17 protein-coding genes and 1 pseudogene are annotated in these 11,534 nt (G+C 49.6%); 12 read left to right on the forward strand and 6 right to left on the reverse strand.

The features are described from left to right. Nucleotides 1-132 precede the first annotated feature (132 nt). The gene (locus tag AAE514_RS17720) at nt 133-405 is read right to left on the reverse strand and encodes a Txe/YoeB family addiction module toxin (protein ID WP_347332900.1); all 273 of its coding nucleotides are present in this window, start codon (nt 403-405) and stop codon (nt 133-135) included. After that, entirely contained in the window at nt 386-658 is a 273-nt protein-coding gene (locus tag AAE514_RS17725) for a type II toxin-antitoxin system Phd/YefM family antitoxin (RefSeq protein ID WP_347332901.1), read from the reverse strand. The genes AAE514_RS17720 and AAE514_RS17725 overlap by 20 nt, the downstream gene beginning before the upstream one ends. A 193-nt stretch (nt 659-851) precedes the next feature. Between AAE514_RS17725 and AAE514_RS17730 the strand changes: the two genes are divergently transcribed. The 3 genes from AAE514_RS17730 to AAE514_RS18630 all read left to right on the forward strand — a co-directional run bounded on the left by AAE514_RS17730 (nt 852) and on the right by AAE514_RS18630 (nt 2,064). After that, complete coding sequence (locus tag AAE514_RS17730) at nt 852-1,379, forward strand: hypothetical protein (RefSeq protein WP_347332902.1); 528 nt, start codon at nt 852-854, stop codon at nt 1,377-1,379. Nucleotides 1,380-1,391: 12 nt separating this feature from the next. After that, nucleotides 1,392-1,718, forward strand: coding sequence for a hypothetical protein (locus AAE514_RS17735; protein ID WP_347332903.1), 327 nt, complete (start codon nt 1,392-1,394; stop codon nt 1,716-1,718). Between the two features lie 82 nt (nt 1,719-1,800). Continuing rightward, the gene (locus AAE514_RS18630; protein WP_430623917.1) at nt 1,801-2,064 is read left to right on the forward strand and encodes a GrpB family protein; all 264 of its coding nucleotides are present in this window, start codon (nt 1,801-1,803) and stop codon (nt 2,062-2,064) included. 13 nt (nt 2,065-2,077) lie between these two features. Here the strand turns inward: AAE514_RS18630 and AAE514_RS17740 are convergent. Next, nucleotides 2,078-3,036, reverse strand: a pseudogene (locus tag AAE514_RS17740) (IS30 family transposase). Between the two features lie 69 nt (nt 3,037-3,105). Here AAE514_RS17740 and AAE514_RS17745 point away from each other — a divergent pair. The 8 genes from AAE514_RS17745 to AAE514_RS18635 all read left to right on the forward strand — a co-directional run bounded on the left by AAE514_RS17745 (nt 3,106) and on the right by AAE514_RS18635 (nt 9,196). Continuing rightward, a complete protein-coding gene (locus AAE514_RS17745; RefSeq protein WP_347332904.1) occupies nt 3,106-4,305 on the forward strand; it encodes an FAD-dependent monooxygenase in 1,200 nt (399 codons plus the stop codon). 378 nt (nt 4,306-4,683) lie between these two features. Continuing rightward, nucleotides 4,684-5,070, forward strand: a complete 387-nt coding sequence (locus tag AAE514_RS17750) for a DUF1304 domain-containing protein (RefSeq protein ID WP_347332905.1) — start codon at nt 4,684-4,686, stop codon at nt 5,068-5,070. A 387-nt stretch (nt 5,071-5,457) separates the two neighbouring features. Next, a complete protein-coding gene (locus AAE514_RS17755; RefSeq protein ID WP_347332906.1) occupies nt 5,458-5,955 on the forward strand; it encodes a DUF2867 domain-containing protein in 498 nt (165 codons plus the stop codon). Between the two features lie 132 nt (nt 5,956-6,087). Next, on the forward strand, nt 6,088-6,246 hold the full coding sequence (locus AAE514_RS17760; protein WP_430623918.1) for a transposase: 159 nt from the start codon (nt 6,088-6,090) through the stop codon (nt 6,244-6,246). A 512-nt stretch (nt 6,247-6,758) separates the two neighbouring features. Next, entirely contained in the window at nt 6,759-7,241 is a 483-nt protein-coding gene (locus tag AAE514_RS17765) for a hypothetical protein (RefSeq protein ID WP_347332907.1), read from the forward strand. Further along, the gene (locus AAE514_RS17770; RefSeq protein ID WP_347332908.1) at nt 7,220-8,317 is read left to right on the forward strand and encodes a serine hydrolase domain-containing protein; all 1,098 of its coding nucleotides are present in this window, start codon (nt 7,220-7,222) and stop codon (nt 8,315-8,317) included. The genes AAE514_RS17765 and AAE514_RS17770 overlap by 22 nt, the downstream gene beginning before the upstream one ends. A 103-nt stretch (nt 8,318-8,420) precedes the next feature. Continuing rightward, nucleotides 8,421-8,654 (forward strand): hypothetical protein, encoded by a 234-nt coding sequence (locus tag AAE514_RS17775; protein ID WP_347332909.1) that lies wholly within the window; start codon nt 8,421-8,423, stop codon nt 8,652-8,654. Nucleotides 8,655-9,085: 431 nt separating this feature from the next. Continuing rightward, complete coding sequence (locus tag AAE514_RS18635) at nt 9,086-9,196, forward strand: SymE family type I addiction module toxin (protein WP_430623919.1); 111 nt, start codon at nt 9,086-9,088, stop codon at nt 9,194-9,196. 84 nt (nt 9,197-9,280) lie between these two features. Here AAE514_RS18635 and AAE514_RS17780 read toward each other — a convergent pair whose 3' ends face one another. Beyond that, nucleotides 9,281-9,532 carry a hypothetical protein gene (locus AAE514_RS17780; RefSeq protein WP_347332910.1) on the reverse strand — a complete coding sequence of 84 codons (252 nt, stop codon included), beginning with the start codon at nt 9,530-9,532 and terminating at the stop codon, nt 9,281-9,283. Nucleotides 9,533-9,540: 8 nt separating this feature from the next. Next, complete coding sequence (locus AAE514_RS17785; protein ID WP_347332913.1) at nt 9,541-10,143, reverse strand: RHS repeat-associated core domain-containing protein; 603 nt, start codon at nt 10,141-10,143, stop codon at nt 9,541-9,543. A gap of 179 nt (nt 10,144-10,322) precedes the next feature. Here AAE514_RS17785 and AAE514_RS17790 point away from each other — a divergent pair, with 179 nt between their 5' ends. After that, the gene (locus tag AAE514_RS17790; RefSeq protein ID WP_347332911.1) at nt 10,323-10,499 is read left to right on the forward strand and encodes a SymE family type I addiction module toxin; all 177 of its coding nucleotides are present in this window, start codon (nt 10,323-10,325) and stop codon (nt 10,497-10,499) included. Nucleotides 10,500-10,849: 350 nt separating this feature from the next. Here the strand turns inward: AAE514_RS17790 and AAE514_RS17795 are convergent. Next, nucleotides 10,850-11,534, reverse strand: a 685-nt coding sequence (locus tag AAE514_RS17795; protein WP_347332912.1) for an RHS repeat-associated core domain-containing protein, incomplete at its 5' end; no start/stop codon positions are given.

Here is an 11,534-nt window from a genome sequence, read left to right on the forward strand (position 1 = left end):
GCATGAGATAATTCCTCTAGTTGTCGTGCTCGGTATAAGCACGTAGGGGAATTATCTCAGCTCTCGAATTCTAACTTTGCCGCGTAGCGGCTTCGTTCAACAATCGCGTCAGCCCCCGGGTTACGCATAGCGTTATGGCTTTTGATCGTAGTGGCCGCCGATGGCAAAAATATAGACGTAGTGATCGTCAAACTTGTAGATCACACGATCCTTCTGAGAGATTCGCCGGGACCAGAAATCTGAAAGGCTGTGCTTTAGTTGCTCGGGCTTGCCAATGCCCGATGCCGGGTCGGCTCGGAGCATTTCTTTTAGCAGCTTGCGAAGTGCTTTGTGCAGCTTCTTGTCCTTTTCGCGAAGCTGCTCATAAGTCGCCCAAGTGCTACCTTCAAAGACGAGTGATCTCATTGATTTCCTCTTCCTTGGGAGTATATCCAGTGCCTTGGGTATGGGTAGCGGCAGACTCTGCCAATTGTCGCATCAGGCTGCTATTCTGAAGCACGTACAGGGTTTCTTGCTCCCGCTCCCAGTCGTCGGCGCTCATTACCACAAAAGCCTCGCCAGAGCGCCGAGTCACTTTCAGCGGGGTATGGTTGCTAACTGCTTGTTCTACAAAGGCTTTTAGGTTGTCTCTGAACCGGTTTACACTAACAGAGTCCATATGGCTCACCTCAAACGTACGGAAATTCCGTACATAATAGAGCGCAAGCCATAACAAAGCAAACATGTTCGCCACAGCAAGCAGGGACGGACAGCCCCTCCGTCGCTGGCGCTCCTCCAGGGCTGCCGCATATTGAGGGCGTTAGCCTTATTCAGAACATTCATCGCGTAATTAAATAGGAGAAACTGTACAGATGAAAACTGCAAGGGACATTATAGTCTTACTAATAATGGTGCTTACGATACATGGGTGCCAAACCAATAACATAAAGCACGAAGCTGGCGTCGAACGAGCGAGTACGGGGGAAGAGCTGATCCTTAAAGGTAGAGTATCGGTACCGCTGCCGGAAAGTTATAAGAAAGTACTTCTTGACGAGCACGCAATGATAATTTCGGCGCCAGAATATTCAGTCGTGTATCGGTGGATAGATCAGAACGAAGTAGAGTTTATCGGCTCAAATAAGTCCCCCTACGACTTCTTCAAAAGTGTTTTCAGCAACCCGACGTCAGATGAAGAGAAAAGATTTTTGGAGGGGTTGAAAAATGAAGTGCACCGGCCGAATTCACCAAGCGACCTTGAGTTCTATTACTTTGACAATGGCGACGGTCGGCAAATATATATTTTGTCAAACATTTTGAGCTTTGTTCTCGAAGTCACCTATAAAGGTGATGATGACAACAAGTACATCAATAGTGTTGTTGCAGATTCTCAACTTCGATAAAGGAGATCTATCATGGAGCCTATTACCGAGCAAGAAAAGCAGGATTTTAGAGAGTTTTTGTCGACCATATATGGTGCGCAAGCCAATAGCTGGAACATTAACCTAAAGGTCCTTGAGCTATTTGGAGAGCTATTGCAGTCCAGTGAGTCTTGCAGCCGCTACATGGACATGGTTCCTCGTCCGTTTGTTGCAGGAAACGTTATAAAGTGGGCAAGCAAACAAGCGCGCGGGGCCATTATACGTCACCTGAAAAACGGCGGTAAGCACTACTTAATTTGTCTTCGCGCAGCAGGCGCAAGAATGAAGCCACAAATCTACCTCGCATCACAAGGTCTTTAGGCTAACAAAGAGCTCCAGCGGAGCTAAAAAACGCGCCGCTTAGCTTAACGTTAGCATCATAAACACAGGGAGGCTCCATCGAATGAAAAGAGCATCGATAGTTTTGGAAGAATACGACCCGTCTTGGCCATCAAAGTTAGAGGACGAAAGAAGCCGTCTAATCGCTATAGCTGGAGAATGGTGTCACGGTGGTATTGAGCATGAAAGCCCCCTATGGAACGAACGCATCAAATTTCGGAACTTTCTGAGTTTAGATGAGCGAATCGCAAGCGATTATGCGCGCCTGAAGCGAGACCTAGCGACTTATCACCAACAGGATCGTGAAACATACTTTGGATTCAAGTAATAAGTGCAATCGATCATGCAGCCAGCAAATCTGCTGACTGCCCCCATAGAACTTCGTTTGGTGTTTTCCACCCTAGCGTCTCCCTGGGGCGGTTGTTCAACCTATCCATTACAAACTGGATGTCGTCGTCCGTCACCGCCGTCAAATCCATCCCTTTGGAAAAGTATTGTCGGATCAACCCGTTCGTGTTCTCGTTAGCCCCGCGCTCCCAGGAGCTGTAGGGATGAGCGAAGTAGATATCCACATCTAACTCTTCGCTTAGCCTTTCGTGCTCGGCGAACTCTAGTCCGTTATCAAACATGATCGTTTCCAAGGGCGGGTCAAGCTCGGCAAATCGTTCTATAAGCTCGTCAGCCAGCGCTATGGCATTTTTACTCGTCAGTCGACCTACCACAACATAGAGACTCTTCCGGTCTACCATGGTCAACAAGGCCCCTTTGCGCCCCTTTCCTATGATCGTGTCGCCCTCCCAGTCACCCAGCCGACTCTTACGATCTACTATGGCAGGGCGTTCATCAATGCCTTTACGGTTCCGTATCCGGCCTCGGTTATCATAGCTCCTGTACCGCTTCCGGTACGGCTTACTCATGATTCTCAAGTTCTTGTACAGGTCTCCGCCCTCAGCTTTATCCGCCAGTATCATCTGGTAAATCGTCTCGTGATGAAGGCTCACACCGCGCTCTCTGGCAATGTAAGCAGCGCTGAGCTCTTGGCGAATCAGGGTCTCCACCCAGTCAGCGACTTCTCCTGTGAGTTTGATGGCCTTTTCGGCGTTCTCCCGCCTGTTAGTGGCCAGTTGATGCGCCTGCTTGGGCCTGTACCCTCTCAGCCCTCGGTTCCTCGACAACTCTCTGCAGATCGTGGAGGGGCTTCTGTTAAGCGCCTCTGCGACCTGTTTTTGTGTGTGAATCCGGCTGTCAAATAGCTCTCAATCTGGTATCGTTCAGCTGCGGTCAGCTGTTTGTAGTTCATTGTGCGATTTCCTTTGGTCGGGAGAGCGCCGAACTATATCAGCTGGCCGTCCTCCTTAGGAAATTGCACTTGTTATTCGAAACCAAGTTTACTAAAAAATGGTTCTCTGTATTTATGACTCTAAAAAAGGATGTGGTAATAATTGGTGCAGAGCTAGCGGGGTTGAGCCTGGCCAATGGACTGGAGAAGATCGGCGTTTCTTATGCTATCGTGGAGCAGAAACCTGCTGCCTCAGCCTCTGGAGCGGGAATACTGATACACCCCTCCGGTGCTGTCGCACTGGAAACGTTGGGAGTGCCATTTCCGGGCAACGACCGCGAATGGTGTGGGCTCACAGAGATGCGTTTTGGCAGCCCCAGGAACGATTCCATCGTGAAGGTCCCTATAGGTGAGGTAGGCCGCCCGGTGATCAGTGTGCATAGGCGCAAACTCCACGAGATTTTGCTAACCAATCTTCACACAGAAACTGTCTTCTTTGGGTGTCATGTAGACAGTTTCGCGTCAGCCTCACCTGTACGCCATCATATCTCGCTTAACGATGGCACCGAAATTGATACGGCGCTAATTGTTGTAGCAAGTGGCGCGAACACTGCGCTACGCACTGACCTTGATCAACCTAAGCTCATTAACCAGTCTAGCCAAATGGTATGGCGCTGGACTGTGGATGCCTCACTTCCGTCGCAAACAGGTTACGAGCTCCATGATGGTCAATGGCGCCTGGGGGTCTTTCCCTTATCGGAAAAACAGTGCTACATATTTTTGGCAGCGAACAGAATGAGCCTTAATGAAGCTAAACAGATCCCGCCTTCAGAAATTATGGCGAGGGTGGGCCGGTTTGGCCCTATCGGTGAACAAACGGCGAACGCGAATTTTACTGGCACGAATGTATTGCTACACGCGATATTCCAGGGACCGGTCAAATGGGAAGGTAATAATGAGGAAATATTGATTGGCGATTCGGCCCATCCAATGCTCCCAAACCTAGGAATGGGCGGATCTTTGGCGTTTGAAGACAGTGCTACTTTAGTGTCTGCGATACGCTGTACGGGGCTGGATCGAGACGCGATTGTTCAACGTCTTACGCAGAGAACTCGTCGAGTTAAAGCCCTGGCCCGACAATCTAGCATGTATGGTGCGCTGGCCCACCTCCCCGGTAATCTGCTAACTGATTTAAAGCTGCATAGCCTGAGGCTCGCACCTAGCTTCTTTATTAGAAGCTCGCAGCGCCGATTATATTCTGAATTCTACAAAGCCATGGAAAGAAGCTGACATGCTCGGCATGTATTGTCGTCACATTGCCCCTTCCAATTAACGAGACAGGCATGTTGAACTGAAAAAATGAAAAAGGGTGAGACCCCTACCGCCATATTAAAGAGATAAACGTCATCGGCACGACAGGAAGCGGCAAGCGGTGAGGAATTCCTACCGAAAGTAGAATCCAACAATATTAAGGGGACCTCTAAAAATCACCTGAAATTGGAATAATCCCCCAGTCGTCGAACTTGTTCAGGAGCAGAACCATGCTCGAAACTAATCATTAGGAGGGGCGCGAAGTAATTCCAGACCACGGGCGCCCGTCATCCGGTATTGCGGTGAAAAATAGAGGTGCCCTTAAGTTCATGGCTTGAATCGAGGAGTAGTACAACAATGAAAAAAATCGCAACGACCCTGGTATGCTTAGTAGTAGTGACCCACTTCGGTTTTTTGGTTTTGGAAATGTTTTTCTGGGACCATCCCGTGGGCCGTGGAATTTTTTCGATGTCCCCGGAAGAGTCCGCGTCTTCGGCGGTGCTGGCTATGAATCAAGGCCTGTACAACGGGTTTCTGGCAGTAGGTTTAATCTGGGGCTTATGGTCAGGGCGGCTGGATGTTAAAGTTTTTTTCCTCGCCTGCATAATTGTTGCTGGTGTGTTCGGCGGGCTGACTGCCAAGCTCACCATTATATTCTCTCAAGCGTTGCCGGCCCTTTTGGCATTAGTGTTTGTCTGGCTTTCCGCCTACAATGCCAAGCAGTCAACGAGTCCCCAATCCTGATTCTTGGCGGCTGGCTGGAGAAACCCTTTGCTGGATTCATTACCGAGGGTCAACTCTATCTCCGGTCCTCGAAAGCGGTTGGCTTAATCGGAAGTGCAGGTAACCAGTGTTAGGCGAAGGCGGCTTTGGTCCCTGCGTCGGACCGCTGACTCCGAGAATAAAATGCTCTGGCTGACGAGGATTACATAACTCATGCAAATGCTTGGCTCCTCTCATCGCGTAACAAAGGCCACATTTCGGTCGACTGTTGCTGAGGGCCTGTGCGTTACCGGGGCAACGATATAACGGAAGAGCCGGATTCGAGAGTTCCGCATATCCGGACCTGGGTGGGGGACGATTCAGTCACCTCGTCGTTCTACTATCACGGTGCTGTAAGAGGATCGTACTTTGATCACAGAAATTGATTTTCCCACTGAAACAGCCCTATATGGAAGGGAACTCGGCGCATTTTACCGAGACTCTTTTCGAGTTAGAGTTAGAAAAGAAGCTCTGGGGGCTAGACAGGTTTACCATAGCATATTCGCTCATCTCCCTATTTCGGTTCAGTTGGCGCTGAAAGCCAGGAACTCGGTAGTGAAGCTAGTCGGATTCTCTGCCAGCAACACGAGCATGAGCATTGGGCTAGAGGAGATCCAAGCAGGCCAGAATGCCGGATTCTTGACAATCGAAGCGGCATCTGACGTCGAGGTTGTTTGCACTGCCTACGAGAAGAACATGGATATGTGGCTATCAGTACTCAAACTTTCCGACCAGGAATTCGCAATATCTACCTTAGTCAACATGAAAACTGGGGCGGGCAAGGTGTATATGGCATTTATAAAGCCGTTTCACAAGCTTGTGGCACAACATTCCATCAATCAAGCGCTGAAAGCGGGTCGTATTTAATCAGTTAAGGACGGGTGTTTTCCCCACACCCCCTGCTTGCGGGTCCGCACGGGGCAAAGTGTAGTGGCATAGTGGTTCTGGCCACCTGATTTTGAGTGTATTATCACTCACAGAGAAAGTCAGGTGGATATAATGAAAAAAACGAGAAATTTCAGCCCCGAGCTCCGCTTGGAAGCAGCCCAGCTTGTGGTTGACCAGGGCTACACATTGAAAGCGGCTTGCGAGGCCATGGGAGTCAGCAAATCTACCATGGAATATTGGGTACGCAGGCGTCGCGCGAACATAGACTAGGACAGCGAACCGAATAGATGTCCCTGCGCCAGCTGGAAGGGATGCGGTAGGAACTACGAAATACAGGAGTATGATTCCTCAACAGATCCCCACTGGACGCTGCTGAACTCCGTGCCAGTGTTATCGATATCTTCTGAAGGTGTGGTTTGGGAGAAAGAGTTTGAAGATTAGTGAGAAGATACATAACCAGCACACCAGTTCGCCACCGAAAGCAGCGGCAGGTCCATGCGGAAGTTTCCGTCTAAAAATATTTTTATACGACATATGATCTGCGAAAAATGTAACAAGCAATTTAGATCCGAGATCCCGATTTGGCCATTAAGGTATTGGCTTAGTGCAAAGCGCTCAAATGCCAACCGTTTCGCGACTCCATTGCCGCCGTTTAGCGCGACGCTTAAGCAAACACTTACATTAAGGAATGAAGCGAAGCACTACACAACCTTCAGTTGTTGGTTCCTGTCAAGCTCGCCCCCTGGCATGCGCCGCTGTATAGAAGAGATGGTTGATTGAGGATGGGAGAGTTTCACGGCAATCTCGATTACCTCCTGTGGCTGAGTGCTCACGAAGAGGCGACATTTCAGGAATGTTTATACGACTACCGTCAGGAATGGCCGGCGGCCGAACTGTCTAGGACTCTGGCGGAGTTGCAGGAAGGACTGCTGGCGTTCCTGAAATCCGGAAACATCGGCCTCTACGCTGAACAGTTGGGCAGGCCCAAAGCTCGCGAACTAGTGCCCGTCAAGGGCTATATAGACTTCATGTCGGCCCGCGAGGGAACATTCTATCTGAACTTCCAGCAGGAAACAGAAGTTGACAGTGGCGACCTCACTGGGCAAATTGTCAATATTCAGGGTGCGACATCTAATGCAAAACCGCTCAGGATACGCCGGCATACTCAACGCCAGCAGACTGAGCTAGAATGCACCATCTCAAGCGCCCTATTCCCTCAGACTCTAGTAAAGGAGAAAAGAGAGTGTCAAAATCAAATATTTTAATATTCCTCTCTCGCACCCTCGTTTTAACGGTGCTATCGATTAACGCTTTGGGAAAGGGCATCAAATCCGATATTGATTCTCTTGTAACTGATCACTTCTCTGAGGGACACTCACCTGCGCTCTCCCTTAAGGTTGTTTTCAAGGGAGAGACATTGTACGAGAACAATTTGGGCTATATAGACCTAGAGCACTCACTAAGCCCCAGTAGCGACTCTGTGTATCGCGTGGGTTCTATAACCAAAGAGTTTACCGCCGCTTCTATTCTACAGCTGGTCGATCAGGAAAAGTTAAAGCTGGATGACACCATCAACCAATACTTACCGTACAAAGCCGACCGGTGGAGCGCCGTAACGGTTCGGAACCTCTTGAACCATTCCTCCGGCATCCCTAATTATACGGCCATGGAGGTGTTTGGGGAAAAAATGACCCAAGACCTGTCCCACCAGGAGCTGGTGCGCCTATTTATAAATAGAGATCTGGAGTTTAAGCCAGGGGCTGAGTGGGGATACAGCAACTCTGGCTACTATCTTTTGGGTTTAATCATCGAGTCGGTCTCAGGAGAAGGCTATGAAGATTATCTTCAGAAGAACATCTTCGATAAACTGTCACTGAACAACACCTACTATTGCGATGAAACCAAACTCATTCCTGGCCGAGCCTCCGGATACCAGAAGGAAGAGGAACAATGGGTAAATGCCGATTATATCAGCATGAAACCTCCTTTTTCCGCCGGCGGATTATGCTCTTCAGTTAACGATCTCCTGAACTGGAGAGCTAGTTTAGCCGAAGGAATGGTGGTTCCGGCCCAGTATTACGATGAGATGGTTACTTCTGGTGTTGCCAATAATGGCGAGCCTTTTGGTTACGGCCTTGGTTTTCGTCTTGAGGAACAAGACGGCCTTAAGAAAGTTGTTCACGGTGGCGGTATCAATGGGTTTATTGCCTACGACGCCCACTACCCAGAGATTGACTTGTATATTGTGGCCCTCACCAACAGTTATGGTAAGCCTTACGAATTAGGGCCAGAGATTGAGAAGATGGTCATCCAATGGAACCAAGAGCACAGTGACCATTAATGTTGTAAATACAACGGTCTTTTAGCAAAGTCGGCGGGAGGCTCGAGAGTTGACGCGCGTCAGTGAGTCGGTACTGAAAAACAAGTAAATAAATAGGAAAGCTATGAGTGAAAAAGACAACGGAAAATCTCGGGCGCTTTTGATCGTGCCGTTTATCGTGGCCTATATCGGTTCAAGGTTGATATTTCATTTCGTTGGATTCAGCTACAGCCCCTTTACCGAGCCCTTTGATGGAACAAAGCTTTTCATTGATATCGCCGTATTCGGAGCCCTTTATTTCGCAAGCTTTATAGCGCTTCGAGCGTTACTGAATAGGCGCCAGTCAGAGGAAGGGTAACGCTAGATGCATTAGGGCCGCGCTGATCGTGCGCGGAAGCTGGGGCTTGCCTCCCTAGAATGGCACCTGTGGTTCGCAACGCTGTATTTAACGGTTTTACCGCCCCGTCTCGCTCTGTTTTAAGTGCTTGAGAAAAAGAACGCACGCCGCCGGAAAGTGAGCCACGCCAAAACCGATCAAAAATAGCGCCCACTGGTCCGCGCCGTTGGCCACCGGGAAATAGCGAAAGCCGGTGGCCCAGCCCACTCCTATGCCTAGCAAAACCAGAAAGCCGGCGGTCAGCCACCGAGCTCCCCGGTTTTCCGCGTGAGGCGGCGTATGCGGCGCCTGTCTCAGCGTCGGAGTGTTATACCCGGCGGATCAAAATGGGACAGATGATGTACGACTAGCGGCGCAAGGATCGATCACAGGTCAAAGTGGCCTGCATCTAACTGAGGGGGCATTGGCTCCAACAGCCCGGGTTTGCGATTGCTACACCGGTCAGTGTGCGGGTGGTGGAGGGCTGTCTGGCGTTGAGCGCCGCTGGTGAGAAGGCGGACTAAGAGCATAAAGTCCCAGCCGGGTTGCCGGCTGGGCTTTAAATAATTGCGTCCCCTTTTTGCCATTCCCCGCCCCCTTTTTGTGGTTCAATAACCCGCCCCCTCAACAAACCCATTGGCAAGAAGAAAGATCAAGCCGACCATGACTAAAAATAATATAATTGCCTGGGCACATATCTTTTCACCATGACTTCTATAGGCAAAGACCGATACCATCCACAATGGCGTAATGAGAAACCACTTATAATTCGGGTCAATATATTTAGCGGCTTGACCCCAAACGTAAGCAGCTAAAAACCCAACGAAAGAAGTTAGCAGAACCCACAGTAGTACACTCATAACAACACCTAATGAATTGTTGCATCGCCGCCATCCATCACCGGCCCAGGAAAACCGGCCTGCACTCCAATTGAAAAGCAATTCTGGCCACTTGCCCAAGTATATCCCAGCCCATATTTTCCAACTGTACCGCCTATATTGCCTGCAGTACTATTTGGGCCACCTTCTCCTTCTGCAGAACAGCTTTCTTCGGGGATTAGTGTATCTGGTTTGGTGCAATACATTAAACCACCTCCAAGAGCAGGAGGACCAAACTGGTAATTTTCCCCTGACAAATTGCCTTGCACGCAGGCTGTCGCTAAACACCCAAATACATACGTATCGCCAGCTGGCACTACATCCGAAAACATTTGACCAGTGGACTGAGCCGCACCCAGAAGATTATGGTGAGCGTGAGATATGTGCATGGCTTGATGAACGCCAATTACAGCCTCTAAACCAAGTGGATCAAAGTACATGACCGGATTCCCGCCCACGTAAGCGTAAGTATTCAGCCCTCCTCGAAGCCCAATCGGATCACTCTGCACATACCGCCCCGTCTCCGGATCATAGTCCCTAAAGTAGTTGTAATGCAGCCCCGTTTCACTATCGAAGTACTGGCCCGGGAACAGTTCGCCCGACGCCCGTCCTACTCACACTTTGCCACAACCCCAGTGTTATCAGGGGCTTAAAGCGGCCACAGCCCGGCATTTCGCCACTTTAGCAAGTTACAAACCCCGACGCGAGTTTGGCGTTAGCGGAACCGCAACCGTGACGTATTTTTCTGTTGTGTCATACCCGGCGCATCAAGATGGGACAGCTTTTCTACGACTACCGGCGCAAGGATCGATCCCAGGCCCGGGTGCCCTGGTTGCAACTCAGAGGCCATTGGCTCGAGCAGGCCGGGCTTGCGATTGATACGCCGGTCAGTGTTCGGGTGATGGAGGGCTGTCTGGTGTTGATCGCCGCTGGTGACAAGGTGGATTAAAGGCACAAAGCCCAGCCGGGTTGCCGGCTGGGCTTTAAGTCATTACGTCGCCTTTTCTTCACATTGCTACCATATTAGCCATAACCACCGAAACAACGCAATGAAAAGCAGCCATCCCAAAAGTGATTGAATAAAACACAAGATTAGCAACTTCCTTTGCAATTTATGTCGCATAAACCCGAACCATAGATAGAACTTCATCATATAGAAAGCATTCGAGGGCGAATTAGAAAGCGGAGACGGCCTCCCCAGCTCTTCGTAGATGGGATGGTAATCTCGTTTTAGAAAATGCAATATATAAATATCTAACAACGATATTGCTATTACGACCAGGAAAGAAAAAAGAAACATTATTCACACTCACAGGGCAGTTCTTTGGCTTTTTCGATATCAATACTTCCATGTATATCTTCCCACCCCATACTAAGACCAATGCTAAATGAAAATCCGTCAGAACTTGCCATTCCTGCTTGGATCATAGATGCGGTAACCCCACCGAGAGGTGTAGAAAAACCACTTGAAGCCATTGTGAAATTACCAGTTAAGCTAATCGGGTCAGCACTTTCATAGGGATCGTTGAGCTCGATTCTACTGGCACTGGCTGAAACCACAGGACCTGCACTACCACCGTGCCCGCTAAACTTAGCCCACACATACCACTGCTTACCGTCAACACAATCAGATTTAACTATAATCTGGCCTTTGGTACCCCCGTATCCAAACCTGCCATATGAAATGCTCTCTATTCTTCCTTGCCACCTAGCCAAGCCAAGAGGATCGACAAAAGACAACGGATTCCCTTCGACGTATGCGTAAGTATTGAGCCCTCCCTGCAGACCTATAGGATCACTCTGAAGATACCTTCCGGTCTCCGGATCATAGTCCCTAAAGTAGTTGTAATGCAGCCCCGTTTCACTGTCGAAGTACTGGCCCGGAAACCGAATATTGTTCGTGACCTGCTCAACGTCCACGCTGGCCTTCCCAAAGGGCGTATACGTCGCCTTCCATGTGATGGCCTTTTGCGCATCGGTCAAC

Origin of the sequence: Marinimicrobium locisalis (genome assembly GCF_039822625.1) — a bacterium.
Lineage (GTDB): Bacteria > Pseudomonadota > Gammaproteobacteria > Pseudomonadales > Cellvibrionaceae > Marinimicrobium > Marinimicrobium locisalis.

Bases quoted from the DNA above. Each gene is read 5' to 3' on its own strand.
- AAE514_RS17720 (WP_347332900.1), bottom strand. From the start codon at position 405: ATGAGATCACTCGTCTTTGAAGGTAGCACTTGGGCGACTTATGAGCAG.
- AAE514_RS17725 (WP_347332901.1), bottom strand. From the start codon at position 658: ATGGACTCTGTTAGTGTAAACCGGTTCAGAGACAACCTAAAAGCCTTT.
- AAE514_RS17730 (WP_347332902.1), top strand. From the start codon at position 852: ATGAAAACTGCAAGGGACATTATAGTCTTACTAATAATGGTGCTTACG.
- AAE514_RS17735 (WP_347332903.1), top strand. From the start codon at position 1,392: ATGGAGCCTATTACCGAGCAAGAAAAGCAGGATTTTAGAGAGTTTTTG.
- AAE514_RS18630 (WP_430623917.1), top strand. From the start codon at position 1,801: ATGAAAAGAGCATCGATAGTTTTGGAAGAATACGACCCGTCTTGGCCA.
- AAE514_RS17750 (WP_347332905.1), top strand. From the start codon at position 4,684: ATGAAAAAAATCGCAACGACCCTGGTATGCTTAGTAGTAGTGACCCAC.
- AAE514_RS17760 (WP_430623918.1), top strand. From the start codon at position 6,088: ATGAAAAAAACGAGAAATTTCAGCCCCGAGCTCCGCTTGGAAGCAGCC.
- AAE514_RS17765 (WP_347332907.1), top strand. From the start codon at position 6,759: ATGGGAGAGTTTCACGGCAATCTCGATTACCTCCTGTGGCTGAGTGCT.
- AAE514_RS17775 (WP_347332909.1), top strand. From the start codon at position 8,421: ATGAGTGAAAAAGACAACGGAAAATCTCGGGCGCTTTTGATCGTGCCG.
- AAE514_RS17780 (WP_347332910.1), bottom strand. From the start codon at position 9,532: ATGAGTGTACTACTGTGGGTTCTGCTAACTTCTTTCGTTGGGTTTTTA.
- AAE514_RS17790 (WP_347332911.1), top strand. From the start codon at position 10,323: ATGGGACAGCTTTTCTACGACTACCGGCGCAAGGATCGATCCCAGGCC.